General features: G+C 62.8%; 20 protein-coding genes, 1 tRNA gene and 1 other RNA gene. 10 read left to right on the top strand and 12 right to left on the bottom strand.

Features of this window, described 5'->3' with window-relative positions:
- Window positions 1-163: 163 nt before the first annotated feature.
- A complete protein-coding gene (locus tag D8W71_RS01070) occupies window positions 164-859 on the bottom strand; it encodes a TetR/AcrR family transcriptional regulator (protein WP_121110219.1) in 696 nt (231 codons plus the stop codon).
- A 105-nt stretch (window positions 860-964) separates the two neighbouring features.
- On the opposite strand from D8W71_RS01070, the gene D8W71_RS01075 reads away from it, so the two are divergent.
- Complete coding sequence (locus D8W71_RS01075; protein WP_121110222.1) at window positions 965-2,488, top strand: DHA2 family efflux MFS transporter permease subunit; 1,524 nt, start codon at window positions 965-967, stop codon at window positions 2,486-2,488.
- Between the two features lie 89 nt (window positions 2,489-2,577).
- Here D8W71_RS01075 and D8W71_RS01080 read toward each other — a convergent pair whose 3' ends face one another.
- Together D8W71_RS01080 and ffs are read right to left on the bottom strand one after the other, a co-directional pair.
- Window positions 2,578-3,864, bottom strand: coding sequence for an aminotransferase class I/II-fold pyridoxal phosphate-dependent enzyme (locus D8W71_RS01080; protein WP_121110224.1), 1,287 nt, complete (start codon window positions 3,862-3,864; stop codon window positions 2,578-2,580).
- A gap of 39 nt (window positions 3,865-3,903) precedes the next feature.
- An RNA gene (gene ffs, locus D8W71_RS01085) (signal recognition particle sRNA small type) lies at window positions 3,904-3,998 on the bottom strand.
- 96 nt (window positions 3,999-4,094) lie between these two features.
- On the opposite strand from ffs, the gene D8W71_RS01090 reads away from it, so the two are divergent.
- Window positions 4,095-4,182 (top strand) — tRNA-Ser (locus D8W71_RS01090).
- A gap of 122 nt (window positions 4,183-4,304) precedes the next feature.
- Window positions 4,305-4,883, top strand: coding sequence for a TIGR03086 family metal-binding protein (locus D8W71_RS01095; protein WP_121110226.1), 579 nt, complete (start codon window positions 4,305-4,307; stop codon window positions 4,881-4,883).
- A 98-nt stretch (window positions 4,884-4,981) separates the two neighbouring features.
- Here D8W71_RS01095 and D8W71_RS01100 read toward each other — a convergent pair whose 3' ends face one another.
- Both D8W71_RS01100 and D8W71_RS01105 read right to left on the bottom strand, forming a co-directional pair.
- Complete coding sequence (locus D8W71_RS01100) at window positions 4,982-5,728, bottom strand: 3-hydroxybutyrate dehydrogenase (RefSeq protein ID WP_121110228.1); 747 nt, start codon at window positions 5,726-5,728, stop codon at window positions 4,982-4,984.
- Entirely contained in the window at window positions 5,725-7,137 is a 1,413-nt protein-coding gene (locus D8W71_RS01105; protein WP_121110230.1) for an MFS transporter, read from the bottom strand. Before D8W71_RS01105 ends, D8W71_RS01100 begins: the two co-directional genes overlap by 4 nt.
- Window positions 7,138-7,238: 101 nt before the next feature.
- On the opposite strand from D8W71_RS01105, the gene D8W71_RS01110 reads away from it, so the two are divergent.
- The 4 genes from D8W71_RS01110 (at window position 7,239) to D8W71_RS01125 (ending at window position 10,852) form a co-directional block, all read left to right on the top strand.
- Window positions 7,239-8,219, top strand: coding sequence for a LysR family transcriptional regulator (locus tag D8W71_RS01110; protein ID WP_121110232.1), 981 nt, complete (start codon window positions 7,239-7,241; stop codon window positions 8,217-8,219).
- Window positions 8,220-8,225: 6 nt separating this feature from the next.
- Window positions 8,226-9,122, top strand: a complete 897-nt coding sequence (gene gluQRS, locus D8W71_RS01115; protein ID WP_121110234.1) for a tRNA glutamyl-Q(34) synthetase GluQRS — start codon at window positions 8,226-8,228, stop codon at window positions 9,120-9,122.
- Window positions 9,123-9,183: 61 nt separating this feature from the next.
- Entirely contained in the window at window positions 9,184-9,933 is a 750-nt protein-coding gene (locus D8W71_RS01120) for a queuosine precursor transporter (RefSeq protein WP_442972035.1), read from the top strand.
- A 175-nt stretch (window positions 9,934-10,108) separates the two neighbouring features.
- Window positions 10,109-10,852, top strand: coding sequence for a MerR family transcriptional regulator (locus tag D8W71_RS01125; protein ID WP_121110238.1), 744 nt, complete (start codon window positions 10,109-10,111; stop codon window positions 10,850-10,852).
- Here D8W71_RS01125 and tgt read toward each other — a convergent pair.
- The 6 genes from tgt to D8W71_RS01155 all read right to left on the bottom strand — a co-directional run bounded on the left by tgt (window position 10,806) and on the right by D8W71_RS01155 (window position 19,337).
- Window positions 10,806-12,047 carry a tRNA guanosine(34) transglycosylase Tgt gene (gene tgt, locus D8W71_RS01130; protein ID WP_121110240.1) on the bottom strand — a complete coding sequence of 414 codons (1,242 nt, stop codon included), beginning with the start codon at window positions 12,045-12,047 and terminating at the stop codon, window positions 10,806-10,808. The two genes, D8W71_RS01125 and tgt, sit on opposite strands and share 47 nt — an antisense overlap.
- Before the next feature lie 74 nt (window positions 12,048-12,121).
- Window positions 12,122-14,029 carry an ABC transporter ATP-binding protein gene (locus tag D8W71_RS01135; RefSeq protein ID WP_121110242.1) on the bottom strand — a complete coding sequence of 636 codons (1,908 nt, stop codon included), beginning with the start codon at window positions 14,027-14,029 and terminating at the stop codon, window positions 12,122-12,124.
- On the bottom strand, window positions 14,026-15,756 hold the full coding sequence (locus tag D8W71_RS01140) for an ABC transporter ATP-binding protein (RefSeq protein WP_121110244.1): 1,731 nt from the start codon (window positions 15,754-15,756) through the stop codon (window positions 14,026-14,028). The genes D8W71_RS01135 and D8W71_RS01140 overlap by 4 nt, the downstream gene beginning before the upstream one ends.
- Before the next feature lie 83 nt (window positions 15,757-15,839).
- Window positions 15,840-18,143 (bottom strand): MMPL family transporter, encoded by a 2,304-nt coding sequence (locus D8W71_RS01145; RefSeq protein WP_121110246.1) that lies wholly within the window; start codon window positions 18,141-18,143, stop codon window positions 15,840-15,842.
- Between the two features lie 12 nt (window positions 18,144-18,155).
- Complete coding sequence (locus tag D8W71_RS01150) at window positions 18,156-18,788, bottom strand: TetR/AcrR family transcriptional regulator (protein WP_121110248.1); 633 nt, start codon at window positions 18,786-18,788, stop codon at window positions 18,156-18,158.
- A gap of 93 nt (window positions 18,789-18,881) precedes the next feature.
- Window positions 18,882-19,337 carry an RrF2 family transcriptional regulator gene (locus D8W71_RS01155; protein WP_121110250.1) on the bottom strand — a complete coding sequence of 152 codons (456 nt, stop codon included), beginning with the start codon at window positions 19,335-19,337 and terminating at the stop codon, window positions 18,882-18,884.
- Between the two features lie 332 nt (window positions 19,338-19,669).
- Between D8W71_RS01155 and D8W71_RS01160 the strand changes: the two genes are divergently transcribed.
- The gene (locus D8W71_RS01160) at window positions 19,670-20,569 is read left to right on the top strand and encodes a sterol desaturase family protein (protein WP_121110252.1); all 900 of its coding nucleotides are present in this window, start codon (window positions 19,670-19,672) and stop codon (window positions 20,567-20,569) included.
- On the opposite strand, the gene D8W71_RS01165 is transcribed toward D8W71_RS01160, so the two are convergent.
- Window positions 20,550-21,239, bottom strand: a complete 690-nt coding sequence (locus tag D8W71_RS01165) for a YceI family protein (protein ID WP_121110254.1) — start codon at window positions 21,237-21,239, stop codon at window positions 20,550-20,552. The two genes, D8W71_RS01160 and D8W71_RS01165, sit on opposite strands and share 20 nt — an antisense overlap.
- A gap of 243 nt (window positions 21,240-21,482) precedes the next feature.
- Between D8W71_RS01165 and D8W71_RS01170 the strand changes: the two genes are divergently transcribed.
- Together D8W71_RS01170 and D8W71_RS01175 are read left to right on the top strand one after the other, a co-directional pair.
- On the top strand, window positions 21,483-22,493 hold the full coding sequence (locus tag D8W71_RS01170) for a PHP domain-containing protein (protein WP_121110256.1): 1,011 nt from the start codon (window positions 21,483-21,485) through the stop codon (window positions 22,491-22,493).
- Entirely contained in the window at window positions 22,490-23,398 is a 909-nt protein-coding gene (locus tag D8W71_RS01175) for an alpha/beta hydrolase family protein (protein WP_121110258.1), read from the top strand. Before D8W71_RS01170 ends, D8W71_RS01175 begins: the two co-directional genes overlap by 4 nt.
- Window positions 23,399-23,409 lie beyond the last annotated feature (11 nt).

Raw genomic sequence — 23,409 nt, forward strand, 5'->3', positions numbered from 1 at the left:
AGTTCTCACTGTGACCGCGTCGTACTCGGCGGTAATAACACTCGTGAAGGAACATACGTGATCAGGGCCACATCACGGAAGCGCGGGTGTCGACAGTCGTCGGCGCGAACACCCCAGCCCGCGACGGGCGGTCGCCTGATCGAGCAGAAACCGCGCGTGCCGATCAGCGTCGGCGGCGATGCATTTCTGCCTTGGCGGTTACGATCTCGTCCGTGGTCAGCGCCCGACCGGGGAGCACATCGACGGAGTTGGGCTGAACACGTAAGCCGTCGAGCACGATCGCGAAGTAACGCTTCCAGTTCGACGGTTCGACTGCACTCATGAAGTCGGCGGCAGCTCCGACCATGCCGATCAGCGGGAAGAAGTCGTTCACTTCGACATCAGGCCTCAGCTGGCCGGATTCGCGTGCGCGCAGCACGATCTTGGCGACGAACGGGTCGATTCGTTCCCGCATCTGTGCGATCCCGTTGCACCCCTCGTCGGTGCCGAGAACGACCTCGCCCAGGCCTTTGTCAGCGGAGATCCCCTCGAAGACACTCGTCATGAACATCACGAACCCGTCCCACGGATCCTCGACTTCCAACGCCTCTTCGGCGTTGGCGAGCACGTCCTGCATTCGCTGCTCGAACACGCCGTCGATGAGCTCTTCCTTGCACGAGAACCGCCGGTAGACGGTGCCTACGCCAACCTTGGCGTGGGCGGCGACGTCGTCGAGCGTGATGTCGATTCCGCGCGACGCGAACAGCTCTCGAGCAGCATCGACGATGCGTCGGCGATTGCGTTCGGCATCTGCGCGCAGAGGTTTACCAGGGCCGCAATTGCTGGACTTCTGCGCCGCTGTGTCGGCTCTCACACTCATTCGATGTCCGTTTCACCCGATAAGCGGAGGACATACCTCCACTTAGCTGCTACCTTCGTTCTATAACCGGAGGATACACCTCCGGATACCGATCAGAGGACGAACATGACCGCACTGTCTCCGGATGACGTCGAGACATCGACGTCACTGGCCTCGGAGGAAACCGCCGAGGCCAAGTCGCACCGCACCCGTTGGCTGATTCTCGCAACGCTCGGATTGGCCCAGCTGATGGTCGTGCTCGATGCGACCATCGTCAACATCGCTCTGCCCGCAGCTCAGCTCGATCTCGGCTTCGACAACAGCAACCGATCCTGGATCGTCACCGCGTACGCACTCGCCTTCGGTAGCCTCCTGCTGCTCGGCGGCAGGCTCAGCGATCTGTTCGGACGTCGCAACACGTTCCTCATCGGGCTCGTCGGCTTCGCGGTGATGTCCGCCGTCGGCGGCGCGGCCATCAACTTCGGCATGCTCGTCGCAGCTCGCGCCGGCCAGGGCGTCTTCGGAGCTCTACTGGCGCCTGCAGCTCTGTCGCTGCTCGCCACCACGTTCACCGATCCGAAGGAACGTGCCAAGGCATTCGGCATCTTCGGTGCCATCGCAGGCGGCGGCGGCGCACTCGGCTTGCTTCTCGGCGGCGTTCTCACCGAGTGGGCCACGTGGCGTTGGGCCCTCTACGTCAACCTGATCTTCGCAGGCATCGCCTTCGTCGCCGGGTTCATCCTCCTCGCCAAGCACAATGTCACCACACGGCCGAAGCTCGACATCCCGGGAACGGTCACCGTGTCGGCTGCGCTGTTCTCGATCGTCTACGGATTCGCCCACGCAGAATCCGATGGCTGGGCCAACACCGTGACCCTGGCGTTCCTGATCGTCGGCGCCGCCTTGTTGGGCGTTTTCGTTGCCCTGCAGAAGCGCGTCGCACATCCGTTGCTGCCGCTGCGCATCATTCTCGATCGCACCCGCGCAGGGTCCTTCATCGCAGTGTTCATCACGGGCGCAGGCATGTTCGCCGTGTTCCTGTTCCTGACCTACTACCTACAGAGCACACTGGGCTACACCCCGATCACCACCGGCTTCGCGTTCATGCCGATGATCGCGGGTCTCATCCTCACCGCCACCGTCTCGACGGCAGTCATTCTGCCTCGCTTCGGGCCTCGCGTGCTGATGACAACCGGGCTGATCGTCGCCGCCATCGGCATGGGCCTCCTGACGCAGATCACAGCAGACAGCACCTACGCACTGCACATCCTGCCGGGACTCGTCGTCATGGGCCTCGGACTCGGCGCCACCATGGCCCCGGCAATGCAGGGCGCAATCTCGGGAGTCGATCCTGATGATTCCGGTGTCGCCTCGGCCACGGTCAACACCATGCAGCAAGTCGGTGGATCCATCGGAACGGCGCTCCTCAGCACCGTCGCGGCCAGCGCGGCGACGTCGTACGTCACCGACAACATGGCCACCGCGTCGAGCGCGGCTGTCCTGCAGGTCAACGCCGAAATCGCCAGCTACACGACGACCTTCTGGTGGGCGACGGGCATCTTCGCTCTCGGCGCAGTCATCTCGGCCTTCCTCATGCGACCGGGTCTACTGCCCGAGGCTCCCGAAGGTGCAGTAGTCGTCGGCCACTAGGCCAGACACGCCAGTGGCGTGTTAAGCGCGACGCGCCAGTGGCGTGGTTGAGTGCCTCCCCGGGCACCCAACCACGCCACTGGTGATTGCTAGCGTTCGAGCAGTTTTTCGGTCGCGGCCAGGAGCACACAGGTCGCGACGCCGTCCATGGACTTCTCGAGCTCGCCGAGCGACGGGAAGCTCGGGGCCAACCGGATGTTGCGGTCCTCGGGGTCGTTCTTGTACGGGAAGGCCGAACCTGCGGCCGTCAAAGCGATTCCCGCGTCCTTGGCCAGCGCGATAGACCTGGCGGCAGTGCCCTCCAGCACGTCGAGCGAGATGAAGTATCCGCCCTTCGGCTCGGTCCACGATGCGATCTTCGAAGCACCGAGTCGGTCGTCGAGGATCTGCTGAACCAGCGCGAACTTGGGTGCCAGGAGCTCACGATGCTTGGCCATGTGAGCTCTGACGCCGTCGGCATCGCCGAAGAACCGCAGGTGGCGAAGCTGATTGAGCTTGTCGGGCCCGATGCTCTTCTTGCCGAGGTGCTTTTGATACCAGGCGAGGTTGTCGTCCGAGCTCCCGAAGAAGCTGACGCCCGCTCCCGCAAAGGTGATCTTCGACGTCGACGCGAACACGAACGGCCGGTTGGCGTTGCCTGCCTCCGCAGCCCAACCCAACACGTCGTACGACGGGGCGAACTCGTCGGTCAGCGGATGCACCGCATAGGCGTTGTCCCAGAAGAGGCGGAAGTCAGGTGCAGCGGTCGGCATGGACGCCAATGCGCGAACGATCTCCTCCGAATACACAGCGCCAGTCGGGTTTGCGTAGTTCGGGACTACCCACATGCCTTTGATCTGCGGGTCCGCGGCCACCAACCGAGTGATCTCGTTGATGTCCGGGCCGTCGGGCAGCATGGGAATCGAGACCATGTCGATCCCGAAGCTCTCCGTGATCGCGAAATGACGGTCGTATCCGGGGGCCGGGCACAGGAATCGAATGTTCGGCTCTGCGGACCACGTGCGGGGCGAGTCGGGCAGGCCGTGCAGTAGGGCCCACACGACGAGATCCTGCATGATCTCGAGGCTGGCGTTGTTGCCGGCGAGCAAGTTCTTCACCGGGATGTTCAGAATTTCGCCGAAAATTGCGCGCAGCTCCGGCAGACCCGCAAGCCCACCGTAGTTGCGGCAGTCGGTGCCGTTGCCGTCGCGGAAATCCTCGCCGGGCAGCGTCAGCAGGTCGGCAGCAAGATCGAGCTGCTCGGGCGACGGCTTGCCACGGGTGAGGTCGAGGGTGAGCTTCTCGGCTTTCAGCTGCTCGTACTTGGCGCTCTGGCGCTCGTGCTCTGAGGCGAGCTCCTCATGGTTCATCAACCCCAACTGGGTTTGCGCTGGCATGTGGAGCGGCCTCTCGGTGACTGTAGTTTCCCCTGAAAGTAAAGGGGACCCCGCGCACCCGGCAGAGCCCGTTGACCCTTGCTGCCTTCCGGCCCTGGGGGAGTTCACAGGATGCGCGCCGCGCGGGATCCATTGGAGAGTGTAGCCGTACCGACGGCTGCGATGCGCGAGCGGCCCCGAGCCGTGCCCCGTTTGGGAGATGGAGGGGGTAACCCGGTATGCTTCCCCACGGAGGATTCGCCTAGTGGCCTATGGCGCTCGCCTGGAACGCGGGTTGGGTTAACGCCCTCAGGGGTTCAAATCCCCTATCCTCCGCCACGAAGCCCCTGTGACTCGTTCACAGGGGCTTTGTTAGTTTTCGGGCAGGGCGACGTCTCGCCGTCGACGAGTCCGAAATATTCGATCCCCTTCAGGACGCCGGTACTGCAGAATTTGCGTCCATGACCAACTCCGAAACAACCGCTGATCGTTACCGCAGGCTTGCATCCGGTCTCACCACGCGTATCGACGCGGTGCCGTCCGAGAAATGGGATATTCCATCGACATGTGACGGCTGGAGCGTCCGCGACGTCGTGCGCCACATCATCGACACCGAGAAGGGCGCGTTGAAGCCGGTTGGACTGTCGATTCCCGACGGGCCGACCGTCGACGACGATCCCGCCGCTGCGTGGGCGCACACACGCGATGCGATGCAGGAGATTCTCGACGACCCGGCTCGCGCGAACCTGGAGTACGACGGGCATTTCGGACGAACCGATCTGGCGTCGTCGATCGGGTCGTTCTACAGCCTGGACCTGATCGTTCATGCCTGGGACGTCGCCCATCCGGCCGGGGTCGACAGCGTCATCGACGGCCAGGACCTCGATTTCGTCGAAGCCTTCATCGCGCAGATGGGCGACAACATCCGAATGGAGGGCGTGTGCGGCCCGGCCGTCGAGGTCCCGGAGGATTCCGATCGGCAGACGAAGGTGTTGGCGCAGTTGGGCCGGGATGCGGCTTCGCCGCCCGTGCGTGCGTAATTACCGCCCGCAGTACTTATTCACTCACGATCCTTGACCAGCTCGTGCGTGCGTAGTGACATCGCAGTGTCACTACGCACGCACGGGCCGGGGCGCACTCACCGCGCCGACCAACCACCGTCCATCGTGTACGACGCGCCCGTGACCATGCCTGCATCCGCCGACGCCAGCCACCCGACGAGCGAGCCGACTTCGGCCGGCTCGACCAGCCGCTTGATGGCACTCTCGGTCAGCATGACCTGCTCGAGAACCTGGTCTTCGTCGATCCCGTGTGCGGCGGCCTGATCTTTGATCTGCTTCTCCACCAACGGTGTTCGGACGTAGCCCGGATTGACGCAGTTGCTGGTGACGCCGTGGGCACCACTTTCCAGGGCTGTCACCTTGGACAGGCCTTCGAGGGCATGCTTGGCGGTCACGTAGGCCACCTTGTACTCGGAGGCACGCAGTCCGTGCACCGACGAGATATTCAGAATCCTGCCGAATCCGCGAGCGTACATACCAGGCAACGCTGCTCGGATCAGAAGAAAGGGCGCTTCGACCATCAGCGTCTGAATACGACGGAACGCCGCCGGGTCGAAATCCACAATCGCCGAAACAGTTTGAATCCCAGCGTTGTTGACAAGGATGTCGGTATCGAGGTCCAACCTCTCCAACCCCGCCACGTCCAGGAGATCGACTGCCCACGCCTCACCGTGCAGTTCGGACGCCAATTCTTTGGCGGCCACCTCGTCGACGTCGGCGATGGTGACCTTCGCTCCGCGCGAGGCCAGTTCACGAGCGCATGCGGCCCCGATCCCCGAAGCTCCGCCGGTGACCAGCGCGGACCGTCCGGACAGATCGGTCATCGCTTCACATCCTGATCGAGCAGGCCTGCCTTCAACAACTCTGCCTCGGTAGCGAGGTTCTTCGCGTCGGCGATGTCGATGGATTCCAATGCCAGGCCCTTGGTTTCACGAGCGGCGATGACGGCAACCAATGTGATCGCGCACGACGCAGCCAGGTACCACGCGATCGGGATCGCCGAATCGAAGCGGTTCAGCAGCCAGACCGCGATGATCGGCGCCAGCGAACCCGCAACGATCGACGTGACCTGATACCCGAGGGACACACCGGAGTAGCGCATACGCGTCGGGAACATCTCGGCCATGATCGCCGGCTGCGTCGCATACATGAACGCGTGGAACACCAGACCGATGATGATGGCGAGCATGATCACAGCGTTGTGTCCGCTGTTGAACATCGGGTACGCGAAGAATCCCCACGTACCTGCCGTCACGGCACCGAAGAAGTAGACCGGACGTCGGCCGACCCGATCGGCGAGCTTGCCCACCAGTGGAATCACGCAGAAGTGCACGGCGTGCGCCACAAGCATCCACCACAGGATGGTCGAGGTGTCGGTACCGACCTCGACCTTGAGGTAGGTGATGGTGAACGTGACGACGAGGTAGTACATGACGTTCTCACCGAAACGCAGGCCCATAGCTGTGAAAACGCCACGGGGATAACGCTTGACGACCTCGAAGACGCCGTACGACGCCGCCTTGATGACCTCGGCTTGCTTGTGCGCCTCGAGGAAGATCGGAGCATCGGACACCTTGGTGCGGATGTAGTAACCGACGAAGACGATGACCGCGGAGAGCCAGAAGGCGACGCGCCAGCCCCAGCTGAGGAAAGCCTCGTCGGACAGGGTGGTGGTGAGAACGAGCAGCGCGACGGTAGCCAGGAGGTTTCCGGCGGGCACACCGGCCTGCGGCCAGCTGGCCCAGAATCCGCGGCTCTTGTTCGGACTATGTTCTGCGACAAGGAGAACCGCGCCTCCCCATTCGCCACCGACCGCGAAGCCCTGGATGAATCGGAGGGCAACAAGCAGAGCGGGCGCCCAATACCCGATCTGGTCGAACGTCGGCAGACAGCCCATCAGGAAAGTCGCGCCGCCGACGAGGACGAGGCTGAACTGCAGCAACTTCTTTCGGCCGTACTTGTCGCCGTAGTGCCCGAACACGATGCCGCCGAGCGGCCGCGCGACGAAGCCGACCGCGTAGGTCACGAACGCGGCGAGGATGGCGTCGAGTTCGCTGGTTCCCGCAGCGAAGAAGATCTTGGAGAACACCAGCGTGGCTGCGGTCCCGTAGAGGAAGAACTCGTACCACTCGACGATGGTGCCTGCCATCGACGCACCGACGACCTTCTTCAATCCGGTCGGAGTCGCGTCCGGGTCCGGACCTCCCGGCTGTGTGCGTTCGTCCACGCTCATAATGCTCCTCATGTGATCGGGCAGACGGAGAGTCCCGCTTGTGACGAGAACCACACCATCTTGGTATCGCTGAGTATCGATGCAGATCGCCCGCGCCCGCAATGCCCAACAACGCATGTGCAATCTGCAAGAATGCAGATGTGCCCCTCGGTCATCCCGATCACGGACGGTTGCCCAGCGCCGACGATCTCCTGATCCTCCTCGCGGTCGGCCGCACCGGCAGGTACAACACCGCTGCCGACGACTTGGGCGTCAACCACACCACGATTTCGAGGCGTATCGCCGCGTTGGAAGCAAGCCTCGGCGGTCGCGTGCTGGCGAAGTCGGGCACCGGGTGGGAACTGACCTCACGCGGCAAGGACGCGCTGGCCGCAGCCGAGAGCATCGACGCCGCAGTCCGCTCGCTCATCGGGCCGAGCGACCAGGCCGAAGGTGTCGTCCGCGTCTCGGCGACCGACGGATTCAGTGCGTACGTCGTCGCACCCGCCGTCGCCCAGGTCAGGCGTCGACATCCGGGTATTTCGGTGGAGATAGTCGCAACGACCAGGCGCGCATCACAGCAGAGATCGGGCATGGACGTCGAGATCGTCGTCGGCGAGCCACAGGTGCACAGGGCCGAGGCCATCAAACTCGGCGACTACCACCTGGGTCTCTATGCCTCGCGCGAGTATCTACGCGCCAATGGCCGGCCTGCAGATATCGAGGATCTGCAGAACTATCCGTTGATCTACTTCATCGATTCGATGCTTCAGGTCGACGATCTCGACATCGCGCCAGGGTTCGCGCCATCCATGCGCGAGTCGGTAACGTCCACCAACGTGTTCGTGCACGTCGAAGCCACTCGCGCAGCCGCAGGAGTGGGACTGCTCCCCTGCTTCATGGCTGATCGTCACGACGACCTCGTCCGGGTGCTGCCCGACGAGGTCTCCGTCCGTCTGGACTACTGGCTGGTCTCACGGGCGGAGACGCTGCGACGCCCGGAGGTGGCGCATGTCGTCGACGCCATCCGAACGTCCGCGACAGATCAGCGCGAAGCCCTGCTCGGCCATGTAGGTCACCGCCCCGTGAACGAAAATACATAGCCCACTATGGATTTTCGTACACGTGGGGCCGGCAGATTCGCCCCGAGCCCATCCGGCGACCTCCACCTCGGAAATCTGCGGACTGCCCTGCTCGCCTGGCTGTTCGCCCGATCGACCGGCCGACAATTCCTGATGCGCGTGGAAGACCTCGACCGGGTTCGAGCGGGCGCGGAGGCCAGGCAGCTTGCCGACCTGAGTGCCATCGGCCTCGACTGGGACGGCCCCGTCGTCCGCCAGTCCGAGCGAACAGCACTGTACGACGACGCCATCGCCCGCCTCACCGCAGCGTCACTGACCTACGAGTGCTTCTGCACGCGTCGGGAAATTCTGGAGGCCGCGTCTGCGCCACACGCCCCTGACGGCGCTTACCCCGGCACCTGCCGGAACCTGACGGCCGCCGAACGCGCTGGAAAAGCACGACCTCCCGCGCTGAGGCTGCGCGCCGAAGTGACCGAATTCTCGATCGACGACGACGTACTCGGCAGATTTCACGGCCAGGTCGACGATTTCGTCCTCCGGCGGGTCGACGGCGTGCCCGCCTACAACCTCGCGGTGGTCGTCGACGACGGTGCGCAGGGCATAGATCAGGTCGTGCGTGGCGACGACCTGCTCACCTCGTCCCCACGTCAGGCATATCTCGCGTCGTTGCTCGAATTACCAACGCCCACCTACGCACACGTGCCCCTCGCGCTCAACTCCCAAGGCAAAAGATTGGCCAAACGCGACGGGGCTGTGACGCTGGAAGACCAGGCTGCCATGGGTCTCGGGCCTCTCGACGTGCTCGGGATACTCGCGCGATCGTTGGAGCTGGCACGAGAAGGCGAACCTGTCACTCCTGACGACCTGCTCGCGCGCTGGGACCCCATTTCATTACCGCGCACACCCTGGGTCTTCGAGACATAACGGACACCAGCGCCGCGTTCCTTGCAGGACCGATTCGGACCTGGGGATTCCCCGTGTTTGGATAAACCACGTGACAGCTCAGAATGACGACGAAAAACCCGGTGCCGTGGCGCAGTTCGCGCACGTCAGCCGTGGCTACTATCCCACCATCGTGGCCCTGTTCGCGGCGACGCTGATCATCTCCAACGTGACCGCCAGTAAGGGCGTTGCGTTCTTCGGTGACAGCGACCTGTTCCTCGGCCCGTTCCAGGTCTTGCCGATCAACACCGACGGCGCATTCTTCCTCTTCCCCCTTGCCTACATCCTCGGCGACGTCCTGAGCGAGGTGTACGGCTTCAAGGCGACGCGACGCGCGATCTATCTCGGCTTCGGCTCGATCATCCTCGCGGCAGTGTGCTTCTGGATCACCATCGAACTGCCATCGGCCAGCTTCTACGAGAACCAGGAATCTCTCGAGACCGTCGTCGGGGTTGTTCCGCGCCTGGTTATTGCTGGTCTCGCTGGGTACTTCGTCGGGCAGATGCTCAACTCGCTCGTGTTGGTCGCCATCAAGGAGCGAACCAAGGAGAAGCACCTCTGGGCGCGACTGATCGGCTCGACCATCGTCGGTGAATTCTTCGACACGCTGATCTTCTGCTCCATCGCCGCCGGAGTCATCGGCATATCGACGTGGGAAGACTTCATCAACTACGTCATCGTCGGGTTCATCTGGAAGACGCTGGTCGAAATCCTCGTCATGCCCATCACCTACCGAGTCATCTCGTACATCAAGAAGCGTGAGCCCAGCTATCAGGAGTCCGTCGGGGTGTAATTCGCACGTCGGCCTGGGGTGACCGAATGACTCATTCGGTCACCCCAGGCCCGCTACCGCACACCCTCCAGCGCAACGCGCGCGTTGCAACCTGTGCGGATGTCTGGAACCGGTGCGACACGGGCAGGACTACGGTGTAGGCGAGAGAAGTCGTGCCGGCGGAAGGAATGTACGGGTGGAGTATCGGATCGACGATCTTGCCCATGCCGCCGGTACGACCACCCGCAATGTTCGCGCTTACCGTGAGCGGGGTCTGCTTCCCCCTCCGCACAAGCGGGGACGCGTCGGGATCTACGACGACAAACACCTGGCGCGTCTGAGATTGATCGACATACTTCTCCAGCGCGGATTCACGACGTCGCACATCAGCGATTTCATCGTCGGCTGGGAGAACGGCAAAGACCTCGCCGAGGTACTCGGGTTGCAGAATGCGGTCACCGAGCAATGGTCACGCGACGATTCGGTCGAGATTCCACTGACACTGGTCGACGAATACCTCGGCGACAGTGATCAATTGACGCGCCTGCAGGCCCTAGGCCTTGCTCGTATCGAGGGCGAGTCCTGTGTCTTCACCGATCCTGAACTGCTCCGCGGCTTTTCGTCGTTGACCGAGTACGGCTTCACCATCGGCCAGCTCATCGACGTGCACGAACGCATTCACGCCGCTGTCGACGGCATCGCCAAGGACATGATCGGGACCGCGAAGAAGCACATCGTCGACGAGCACGGTGACGGGTGGTTGCCCGGCGAGGACGAGGTCGGCGTCACCGCGGACATGCTCATGAAGATGCGTTCGCTGGCAGTACATTCCGTCGCTGCGACCCTCGCCCGCACCCTGGACGACAATCTTCAGCGAGAACTCGGGGACTACCTTACCGCTGCTTTGCAGAATAGAACCGACCCAGAAACTCGTCCTTGAACTCGTGAAATCTGTTCTGCTGGATCGAGGCTCGAATGTCGTCGACGAGCTTGACGGTGAAGCGCTCGTTGTGGATGGTGCACAGCGTCGAGGCCAACATCTCCTTGGCTTTGAACAGGTGATGGATGTACGCCCTCGAGTAGTTCGCGCAGGTGTAGCAGTCACAGTTCTCGTCGATCGGGGTGAAGTCGCGACGATGCTTGGCGGTGTTGATGTTGAACCGGCCCGTCGGAACGTAGATCGCTGCGTTTCGCGCCACGCGTGACGGATTGACACAGTCGAACGTGTCGGCTCCGTTCTCGATGGCCGTGAAGAAATCGTCGGGCTCGCTGATACCGAGCATGTGACGCGGTTTGTGTTCGGGCAGTTCCTCGTTCACCCAACGCGTGATCGTGCCGAGGTTCTGCTTCTCGAGTGCCCCGCCGATGCCGTAGCCGTCGAATCCACGGCCGGTCTCACCGGTGATCGTCTCCAGATCGTGTGCAGCCTTGCGTCGAAGGTCCTCGTACTGCGCCCCCTGCACCACACCGAACAACGCCTGATACGGCTTCCCGACGCGTTCTGCCGTCAGCCGCTCGTGCTCGAGGACGCAACGCTGAGCCCACGCCTGCGTTCGGTCGACCGACGATTCCTGGTAGCCGCGGGTGTTCATCAGCGTCGTCAGCTCGTCGAACGCGAACATGATGTCCGCGCCGAGTTGATGCTGGATCTGCATCGACACCTCGGGCGTGAATCGGTGCTTCGAACCGTCGAGGTGAGATTTGAAGGTGACGCCGTCGTCGTCGACGTGCGCAAGACGCTCTTTGCCCGCGGCGATGACGTCGTCCGACTCGACGCGGGTGACGTCCATCGAAATGACCTTCTTGAAACCCACTCCAAGCGACATGACCTGGAAGCCGCCGCTGTCGGTGAACGTCGGGCCGTCCCAGTTCATGAACGCACCCAGTCCGCCCGCCTCGTCGACGATGTCCGGGCCGGGCTGCAGATACAGGTGATACGCATTCGCGAGGACAGCCTGGGCGCCGAGTTCCTTCATCGCCTCGGGCAGAACAGCCTTGACCGTCGCCTTGGTTCCGACGGCAATGAACGCGGGAGTCGCGATGTCGCCGTGCGGGGTATGAATCGTCCCGGTTCGGCCGAGCCGATCCTCGAGCCTGGTGTCGATGCTGAAGAAGGGGTCGTTCGGAGCGCTCACCGGCCCAACCTTAGGCGCTTCGCTCCAGTGGCACGAAAAGGTGCCCTTTGGGGCACTTAAGCGTGCCACTGGGGCTAGCTGAACTGCGACGAATACAGCCGGTGATACGCACCGCCCGCGCCGACGAGGGAGTCGTGATCCCCCTGCTCGACGATGTGGCCGTCCTCCATGACGACGATGAGGTCGGCGTCGCGGATGGTGGAGAGCCTGTGGGCGATGACGAAACTGGTTCGATCGCTGCGCAGAGCAGCCGTTGCCTTCTGCACGAGCAGCTCGGTGCGAGTGTCGACGGAGCTGGTGGCCTCGTCGAGGATCAGGATCAGCGGCTTGGACAAGAACGCACGCGCGATCGTGATGAGCTGCTTCTCACCGGCGCTGACGTTGTTGCCCTCTTCGTCGATGATCGTGTCGTAACCGTCGGGCAGCGAATGGACGAACTTGTCGACGTAGCTGACCCGTGCGGCTTCGAGAATCTCTTCCTCGGAAGCGTTCGGGTCCCCGTATGCGATGTTGTCGCGGATGGTTCCGCCGAACAGCCAGGTGTCCTGCAGAACCATGCCGGTCCGCTCGCGGAGCTCGTCGCGCGTCATATCCCGCGTCTCCACACCGTCGACGGTGATGCGTCCGGAGTCGATGTCGTAGAACCGCATGATCAGGTTGACCAGGGTGGTCTTGCCGGCACCGGTCGGACCGACGATGGCGACGAGATGGCCTGGTTCTGCGACCAGCGAAAGGTCCTCGATCAGCGGCTGGTCCTCGCGGTACCGGAACGACACGTTCTCGAACGCGACGCGGCCGTGGTTCGTCGCTGGGATTGCAGGCTTGACCGGATCTGCGTCCTCGTCGTCGGCGTCGAGCAGGGCGAAGATGCGCTCGGCCGATGCGACGCCGGATTGCACGAGGTTGACCATCGACCCCACCTGGGTCAGCGGCTGCGTGAACTGACGCGAGTACTGGATGAACGCCTGCACTTCTCCGAGACTGAGCGTGCCGGATGCAACTCGCAGCCCGCCGACAACGGCGATGATCACGTAGTTGACGTTGCCGAGAAACATGATGGCGGGCATGATCATTCCGGAAATGAATTGCGCGCGGAAGCTGGATTCGAAGAGCTTGTCGTTGCGCTCGCCGAATTCTCGTTCCACTTCCCGCTGACGCCCGAATGCCTTGACGAGTTCGTGGCCGGTGTAGGTCTCTTCGATCTGACCGTTGAGCTTTCCGGTGTACTTCCACTGGTTGACGAAGTGCGGTTGCGAACGCTTTGCGATCACGGCTGTCACCGCGAACGATGCCGGAACCGTCAGCACTGCAACGAGAGCGAGCAACGGCGAAATCCAGATCATCATGCCGAGAATGCCCACCACCGTCAGCACGGCGGTGATCAACTGGCTCAAAGTCTGCTGCAGACTCGTCGAGACGTTGTCGACGTCGTTGGTCACTCGGCTGAGCAACTCGCCGCGGGTGTGGGAGTCGAAGTACTTCAGTGGAAGCCGGTGAACCTTGCGTTCCACGCTCGCGCGGAGGTTACGAACGGTCCGCTGCAACGCGATGTTCAGGATGTATCCCTGTGCCCATGCAAGCGCCGCGGAGACGAGGTAGAGCGCCAGCACGAACAGCAGGACGTTTCCGACGGCCGTGAAATCGATTCCGACGCCCGGCGTGACGTCCATGCCGTTCACCAGATCCGCGAACGTGCCCTGCCCTCCGGCCCGAAGCTGCTCGACGGCCTCCTGCTTCGACTGTCCCGGCTCCAACTGCTTTCCGATGACACCGTTGAAGATGAGGTTGGTGGCGTGTCCCAGGATGTTCGGTGCCGCGACGGAGAGCACGACGCTGGCGAGCGCGAACACCAGCATCGTTCCCAGCAGTGCCCTTTCGGGCCGCAACAGTCCGAGAAGCCTCTTCAACGACGGCTTGAAGTTCTGCGCCTTCGTGCCCGGAACTCCCGCGGCCGGCGCGGCACCTGGCCCTGGACGCGTCATGACGCCGCTACTGCGTGCTGGGAGTCGACGATTTCCGCGTACGTCGGGCAGGTCGCGAGCAATTCGCTGTGTGTGCCGAGCCCGACCGGCTTGCCGTCGTCGAGTACGAGAATCTGGTCGGCGTCGATGATGGTCGAGACGCGTTGGGCTACAACGATCATGCAGGCGTCCTTCATGACCGGCTTCAGCGCGGCACGGAGATTCGAGTCGGTGGTCAGATCGAGGGCGGAGAACGAGTCGTCGAACAGGTAGATGCTCGGTCGACGCACGAGCGCCCGCGCGATCGCGAGCCTCTGCCGTTGACCACCCGAGACCGTGGTGCCGCCTTGCGAGACCTCGGTCTCGAGGCCCTCGGGCATCTTGCGGACGAACTCCGCGCCCTGCGCGATCTCGAGTGCGTCCCACAGTTCTTCGTCCGTGGCATCGGACTTGCCGTACCGGAGATTGGAACCGATGGTCCCCGAGAACAGATACGGCTTTTGCGGGATGAGCCCGATCTCCTGTCGCAGTGCGTCGATGTCGAGCTCGCGAATATCGGTGCCTCCGACGAGAATCTGGCCGGCGGTGACGTCGATCAATCGCGGAATCAAATTGATCAGCGTCGACTTTCCGGAGCCGGTTCCACCGATGATCGCAGTTACCTTGCCTGGCTCGGCTCGGAAGTTCACACCACACAGGACCGGGAACTCGGCTCCTGGATAGGAAAATTCGGCATTCCTGAGTTCGACGATGCCAGGATCGGCCCGGAAGGGCTGCGGCTCGATCGGGAGTACTACCGAAGATTCCGTTGCGAGCACCTCACTGATCCGATCGGCGCACACCGACGCGCGCGGAACCATCATCGCGATGAACGACGCCATCATCACGGACATCAGAATGAGCATGATGTAGCTGAGAAGTGCCGTCAGCGCACCGATTTCCATCGTGCCGTTGTTGATCGCGTGGCCGCCGAACCAGATGACTGCAACGCTGGTGACGTTGGAGATCATCATGACCGTCGGGAACATCAAGGCCATCAAGCGGCCGACGCGCAGCGCTGCCTCGGTGAGCGAATCGTTCGCGACGCCGAATCGATCGATCTCGTTGCGCTCGCGGACGAATGCGCGAACGACGCGAATGCCGGTGATCTGCTCGCGCAGAACCCGATTGACCGCGTCGATTCGGACCTGCATGGACCTGAATCCGGGCACCATTCTCGCAACGATGAGCCCCATCGAGATGGCCAGGCCCGGTACCGCGATCAACAGGATCCAGGACAGTCCGATGTCCTCGCGCAGGGCCATCACGACACCGCCGATACACATGATCGGCGCCATGACGACAATGGTGAATCCCATGACGATCAGAAGCTGAACTTGTTGAACGTCGTTGGTATTGCGGGTGATCAGCGATGGCGCGCCGAATTGCCCGACTTCACGTGCCGAGAACGTTCCGACCCGATGCAGAATGGCTTTGCGTAGGTCGCGTCCGGCGCCCATCGCGGCTTTCGCGCCGATGAGTACGGCCGCCACCGAGCACACGATCTGCACCAGCGACACCAGCAGCATCCAACCGCCGGTGGTGAGGATGTAGTTCGTGTCGCCGCGCGTCACACCGTTGTCGATGATGTCGGCGTTGAGACTCGGCAGGTACAGCGACGCTGCGGTCGCCACGAGCTGCAGAGCGATCAGTACTGCGATCGGCCGTTTGTACGGGGCCAGGTACGTCCTGAGAAGCGGGATCAGCATGATGGCCGAAGATTACTCGTACACATGGGTAACAGTCTCCACAATTTGTTGTAGGCACGAGAATCTTCGGCCATCGACGCTGATCAGGCTGCGTCGACCTTGGGGGTGGCTGTCTTCAGCTTGGCACCCTCGATGTCGACGTTCGGCAAGATCTTGTCCAGCCACTTCGGCAACCACCAGGCCTTGTCACCGAGCAGCGCCATCACCGACGGGATGATGACCATGCGGACGACGAAGGCGTCGAAGAACACGGCGGCGGCCAGGGCGAAACCGATGGACTTGATGAACGAGTCCGGTTCGGCCATGAACGCTGCGAACACCGAGATCATGATGACCGCAGCACTCGTGACAACGCGCGCCCCGTACTTGAAACCGTTCACGACGGCATCCTTGGCTGCCGCGCCGTGCACGTACTCCTCGCGCATTCGCGATACCAGGAAGACCTGGTAGTCCATCGCAAGACCGAACACGACACCGATCAGGAAGATCGGCATGAAGCTGACGATCGGCTGCGGGTTACTGATCAGCCCGAGTCCGCCTTCTTGGAAGATGAACACCGTCGCGCCGAAGGTTGCGAGCACGCTGAGCAGGAAGCCCACCGTCGCCGTCAGCGGCACGAGAATCGACCGGAACACCAGCATCAACAGGATGAACGCGAGTCCGACGACCACGGCCAGATACGGCACGAGTGCGTCCTGCAGGCGTTCGGACACGTCCAGCTCGAGCGCAGTCTGACCGGTCACGCCGTAGGAAACCCCGTCGCTCTCGGCGAAGCCAGGTTCTGCGGCGCGCAGGTTCGACACGAGGTTCTTCGTCGCGTCGCTGTTCGGGGTACTCGACGGTGTCACCAGAATCTGTGCGGTGTCACCGGCCTCGTTGACGGCGATGATCTGCGCGTTGGTGACGTCGTCCTCTTCGTAGATCGAGTCGACGACCTTGCCGAATCCTGCTGCGCGATCGGCCTCGGGCGCGGCACTGGCGTCGGCGATGACCAGGAGCGGTCCGTTGCGACCCGGACCGAATCCTTCGTCGATCAGGTCGTAGGCCTTGCGAGCCGAGGTTGCCGGGTCGGACGTCGCGATGCTGGGAAGTGCGAGAGACAAGCCGGTGGTGGGTCCGGCGATTACGCCGAGCAGAACGATGCCGCCGATGAGGCCGATGGCAGGCCGCTTGACCAGTGCACGGGCCCAGCGCAGACCGTTGGTCGGCGTTGCATTGGGGTCCTCGGGGTCGGTCGTGTTGACGAACTTGAGCTTGCCCGCAAATGCCTTGCCCTTGTAGAGCCCGAGCATCGCAGGCAAGAAGGTCAGGGCGATCAAGACTGCGATCAGCACAGCGAAACCGGCGGCAAGGCCCATCTGCGACAGGAACGGAATTCCGACGACGCGCAACGCAACCAGGGCGATCAACACCGTCGCGCCGGCGAAGACGACGGCCGAGCCTGCCGTTCCGACCGATCGTCCGACGGCTTCCTCCCGGTCGTCGGTGAGCGTCAGTTCGTGTCGGTAGCGCGCGAGAATGAACAACGAGTAGTCGATCGCGACAGCCAGGCCGATCATGATCGCGAGGATGGGCGTGAACGTCGAGAGATCGGCGAAGCCCGACGCCGTGGTGATGGCAAGCGAGCTAATTCCGATACCGACGATGGCGGTGATCAGGGGGAGGCTGGCCGCGGCGGCCGATCCGAACATGATCAGTAGTACGACGGCTGCAACGGCGAGACCGACGATCTCGGAGGTACCACCCGGAGGCGACGCACTCTGGGCGACGGTGCCGCCGAGTTCGACGGTCAGCCCGGCGTCCCGAGCTGGCTGAGCAGCTTCGTCGAGCTGGGTGCGGAGATCGTCTGTGACGTCCGCCAGCTCCACGGAGATGGGCACCTCGATCGTGCCGACGTTGCCCTCCGGATTCAGCGGCGACAGTGCGGCCGCGTTCGCAGCGGCAACGTCAGGCGCAGTTCCGTCTTCCTGGGCGAGCTTGTTGTACTGCTCGACGATGGCTGTATTGCCTGCAACAGGGTCGGCCAACGGCTTCTGCCCGCCCGGCTTAGCGGACGCATCGACCTGTTCGATCTTGTCGATGTCTGCGATCGTCGCGCCGATGGCTGCGGTGTAGGCCGGGGTGTCGAGAGTCTGACCGTCGGGTGCTTTGAACACGTACTGCGCCGAGACGGCACTCAGTGGATCCTCGGCCTGGCCGAAACGCTCACTCTGCAGGTCGAGCGCGGACTGCGCCGGTGTGCCCGGGATGGAGAACGAGTTGGCTGTCGGGCCGGACAGGGTTGCCGCTCCGACGCCCGCGAGGACGAGAATCGCAAGCCACAAGGGAAGGACTATGCCTTTTCGCCGGAAGGCGAACTTTCCGATTCGGTATAGATAGGTGGCCATTGGCGAAGCTCCTCAGTTGGTGTTCTGTTCGCGCGGGTCCGGGAGTCCGGCCTGCAGTTGGTCGAATGCGTCCTCGACAAGCTGTTTCGGCGAGAGGGCTCCTTCTGAGTCGTTTGTCCAGATGTTCAGAGCGGCAGTGACGGCGTTACCGACCGCGGACTGGAGGAGGTTGGGGTACAGGTCTCGGTCGATATCGGTGCCGGTGCGCTCGGCGATCGCCTCACCCAGGACCCGAACCAGCGAGTGGTGCACCTCGAGCTTTTTCGCGACGACGCTCGGAGTGGACTCGATCAACTGTGCGGCGGCAAATGCTTCGGTGAGGTCGCGGTCGGGATCGGACACGATCGACACCGCAACATGGCGTAACGACGCCCAGATGGGCTCGCCGGCAGGGCGCGTGCGGAGCATGTCGAACCATTCGAGCGCCGACACCTCGATGTGGTGCAGGACTGCTTCCTCTTTGTTGGCGAAGTAATTGTGGAAGGTCCTGGTGGAAACGCCTGCCTCGGCCGCTATGGCGTCGGCGGTGACGGCATCGAGTCCGCGAGATTTGGCCAGCGTGACTGCCGCCACGCCGAGGGCGTCGCGTGTAGCGGCCTTCTTCTGATCGCGAAGGCCGGGAGTAGGTGCGGTCACACACTCCAAGCTACGGAATGTGCAGAGTTCTGCAATGTTGCAGAGATGTGCAGTTTTGTCGACTTGGTCACACCGGTACGGCAACCACGTGTCAGGTCACAATCAGCGACGAGCCCACGCCGCCGGATCAGCCGTCAATTCGGCAATGAACTCCGGAACCTCATCGGAGACGATGTCCGCCAGGGACACTTCCTCGAGAACCGCACGCATGTTGGCACGCACCGCGAGCCAGACCAGCTGAAGCGGCTTGGCCGGGCCCGGGTAGTCGACATCCTCGGGCCGTTGCCCCCTGACCGACGCCAGCGGCCCTTCTACTGCCCGAATCACATCGGCGACGGAAATTTCCGCGGCAGGTCGTGCCAGCCAATAACCCCCGTCAGGCCCTCTCCGGCTGCGAACCAGATCCGCCCGGCGCAAATCCGACAGCACCGATTCCAAGAATTTGTGAGGGATATTCTGCGCACCTGCCAGGGCCTCGGCCTTGCCTGGCGCACCACCTGCGGCAGCCAACTCGAGCAGAGTTCGCACGGCATAGTCCGCCTTGGCAGTAATGTGCACGGCGATTCCCCCTTGTCAGTTGTAGACCTTTAATTCCTACCATTTTAATAGGAAATAGGCGAATCTCCGTACTCAGGGGTGACCGAACGAGCCTTTCCGTCACCTCCCCGCACCGAATGTCCCATTCAGTCACTCAGAGTGCGCGAACGAGCCTTTCGGTCACCTCACCGGAGCGAACGAGCCTTTCGGTCACTCAGAGTGCGCGAACGAGCCTTTCGGTCACTCAGAGTGTGCGAATGTCCCTTTCGGTCACCTTCGAGCACCCAACTATGGCCCCGCACACAATTTGGCGTTACACTTCGATCCAAAGTGTCACGCAGGAAGGCGTCGAGATGATCGGTTCGGCCTGGAACGCGCTGCCCGAACCCTTGCGCGATCCGGTTGCCCTGGCGATTCCGGCGTTCGCACTTCTACTTGCCATCGAGTGGTTCGCAGCGGTCAAGCTCGAAGACGGAACTAGGGGCAGCTACAAGGGTTCCGACGCGCGCGCCAGCCTCGGGATGGGCGTGGTGTCGATTGCCACGACCACTGCATGGAAGACGCTCGCGCTGGTCGGCTATACCGCCCTGTACGTGTACGTCGCGCCGTGGCATCTACCCGCAGATGCCTGGTACACGTGGGTGATCCTGATTCTCGGCGTCGACATTCTGTTCTACGCGTACCACCGGATCGCGCACCGAACGCGCGTCATCTGGGCGACGCATCAAGCTCACCACTCGAGCGAGTACTTCAACTTCAGCACCGCACTGCGCCAGAAATGGAACAACAGCGGCGAAATCGTGATGTGGCTTCCATTGCCGCTGTTGGGGGTTCCGCCGTGGATGGTGTTCGTCGGATTCTCGATCAATCTTGTGTACCAGTTCTGGGTCCACACCGAGCGGATCGACAAGCTACCCCGACCGATCGAGTTCGTGTTCAACACTCCGTCGCACCACCGGGTTCACCACGGCAACGATCCGCAGTACCTCGACAAGAACTACGGAGGCATCTTCATCGTCTGGGATCGGCTGTTCGGCAGCTACGCCGACGAGATCGACAGACCACACTACGGTCTGACCAAGCCGGTGAACACGTACAACATCTGGACCCTCCAGACACACGAATACCGCTCCATCGCAAGGGATGTAGCGGCATCGCGGTCATGGCGTGAACGCGTCGGATTCGTTCTGGGCCCACCGGGGTGGACGCCGAGCAGAACCGGAACGAAGGAAACTAGTTCGAGCTCAAGTTGATCAGGAAGTCGACCGAACCTGCGCCCTCGACGGTGACAAATCCCAACGACGGAGGCTCGATTCCGAAGTCGGTCCATGTCGTCGGGATACTCCCCGACGCAATCAACGTGTCACCCGACTGCAAGATCTCGATGTCGACGGACACCGGACGCGACTGATCCTTGAGCGTCAACGTGCCCTCGGCCGTCACGGTCGTCGTCGTCCCGTCCTTGGGGAGTGCCGACAGATCTACGGGCGAGTCGAAGGTGAACGTCGCTGTCGGGTAGGTAGCGGTGTCGAAGATGTTGCCGCGGAACTGGCCGTCGCGACGGTCACTGTCGGTGGTGATCGAGTTGGTCTGGACGGTTACCTCACCCGCAGTGAGGGAATCCCCGCTGATCGTGACATCACCACTGACCTCGGTGGTCGACCCGACGACGGTCACATCGGATCCGTTCAGGACCTCGTCGACGGTGTAGCCCGCCGCAGTCGTGTTGGACGCGTCGCCCGGGACGATGGTCCACGTGCCGTTGAGGTCGTCCGTTGTGGCAGCTTGCGCGCCCGACGTCGAGACCGTCGCCGCTGGGGCGTCGTCACCCTGGAAGGACGCATAGATCTTGGGGCCGAAGAACGCACCCAGAGCAATCACCACGACGACTACCGCGCCGACGATCCACCATTTCTTGGTCATGCCCGACAATGGTAGTTGCACCTTCAACAGAAAAGGAGTCCCAGCTCCTGTCAACTTGCTGAGAATTTTGTCCGTTTCGCAGGCTCCACTCCTGACACCCGGGTCATTCCGCAGGCTCCACTCCTGACACCCGGGTCATTCCGCAGGGCCGTGCGGTCGGCGTCGTCGTCATGGGCGCTCGTGCGGACGTGCAACCGAGCACCGGGTTGATCGAACCGCACCCCATTACTGGACAATAGCGACATGGACCCGATCGAAGCCCTCCGCGAGATCGCCTACTGGCTCGAGCGCTCCCGCGCGGACACCCACCGAGTCAAGGCGTACCGACGGGCGGCCGATGTGGTCGAAAACCTAAGCGAGACAGCATTTTCCGAACGTAAACGTACCGACACCTGGTCAGCATTGCCTGGAATCGGAGCAAAGACGTCACTGATAATTCGTCAGGCAGTCGCGGGAGAAGTACCCGACTACCTCGTCGAGAAGCGAGACGAGGCAGAACCGATCGGTGAGAACGACCTCCTCGCGGCGCTCAAGGGCGATCTACATACCCACTCGAACTGGTCCGACGGCGGCAGTCCGATCGACGAGATGATGCGGACCGCGAAACGGCTCGGACACGAGTACTGCGCGCTCACCGATCACTCCCCCAGGCTGAAGGTTGCGAACGGGCTGAGCGCAGAGAGACTTCGTCGTCAGCTCGATGTCGTGGCCGAACTCAACGAGCAGCTGGCACCATTCCGGATCCTGACCGGAATCGAGGTCGACATACTCGACGACGGTAGCCTCGATCAGGACGAAGGCCTTCTCGCCGAGTTGGATGTGGTTGTCGCGAGCGTACATTCGAACCTCAGAGCAGATTCGGACACGATGACCCGAAGGATGGTGAATGCTGTCGCCAACCCCCACGTCGATGTGCTCGGCCACTGCACGGGCCGTCTCGTCGAGGGCGGGCGCGGAACCAGACCCGAATCGAAGTTCGACGCCGAGGTGGTGTTCGAGGGGTGCGCACAGTTCGGCACCGCCGTCGAGATCAATGCTCGTCCGGAACGCCAGGACCCACCCGAACGGCTCATCGACGTCGCACTCGAACGGGGATGCCTGTTCTCCATCGACACCGACGCCCACGCCCCGGGTCAGCTCGATTGGCGGGGTTACGGCGCAGTCCGGGCGGAGGCTCGGGGTGTGCCGGCCGAGCGCGTTATCAACACGTGGTCCATGACGGACCTCCTCGCTTGGACGGGCGGCAATCGGTGAAATCTCTTCGCTGCCTTGCACTTCTGCTCGTGTTCGTCGTTCTCGCAGGGTGTTCCGGCACCGAAGTCCGCTCGACTCCGCCGCCGATTCCGACCCCGTCGCCCGCACTCGTCCCTGCACTGTCCGACCCTCCGATCCGTGTTCAGTACGGGCCCGACAAGGACAACGTCGGCGATCTGTATCTACCCGACAACGGCGCCGATCCCATTCCCGTGGTCGTGATGGTTCACGGCGGAGGGTGGCAGCAGAAATACGACATGACGTATTTCGGCCCGATCTCCGAGGCCGTGGCCGATCGCGGAATCGCGGTGTGGAATATCGAATACCGCCGAGGCACAGGAGATTATCGGAACACCCTGGCCGACGTCGACAACGCAACGGAAGCTCTGGCGACCACAGTCCAGGAAGCCGCGGGCGGCCGGCTCGATCTCGACCGTGTGCACGTCGCCGGCCACTCGGCAGGCGGTCAACTTGCAGCGTGGCTCGCCGGGCGACACACGCTCGATGCGTCGGCGCCGGGTGCCCAGCCGAAAATCCGGCCTCGGAGCGCGACGATCATGGCCGGCGTCTTCGACATGGCCCGTGCCGCGAACATCGGCGGCGACGCGCTCGTGCCCGCATTCCTCGGCGGGATGCCGGACCAAGTTCCCGACCGCTATCTCGTCGCCTCACCCATCGCACACCTGCCGATCGGCACCGAGGTGACTGCGATTCACGGGGATGAGGACAAGACCGTCTCGGTGAATCAGAGCAAGGCATATGTGGAGGCAGCCACAGCCGCCGGCGACCGCGCTGAATTGGTGATCCTGCCAGGCGCCGGGCACGGCGCTTTCACCGACGCCGGGACCCCGGCCTGGACGACCACCGTCGACACGATCGCCGCCCACGCGGCCACCCTGCCGTGACCTCTGGTACA

This window comes from Rhodococcus sp. P1Y (assembly GCF_003641205.1).
In the GTDB taxonomy this organism is placed as follows: Bacteria; Actinomycetota; Actinomycetes; order Mycobacteriales; family Mycobacteriaceae; genus Rhodococcoides.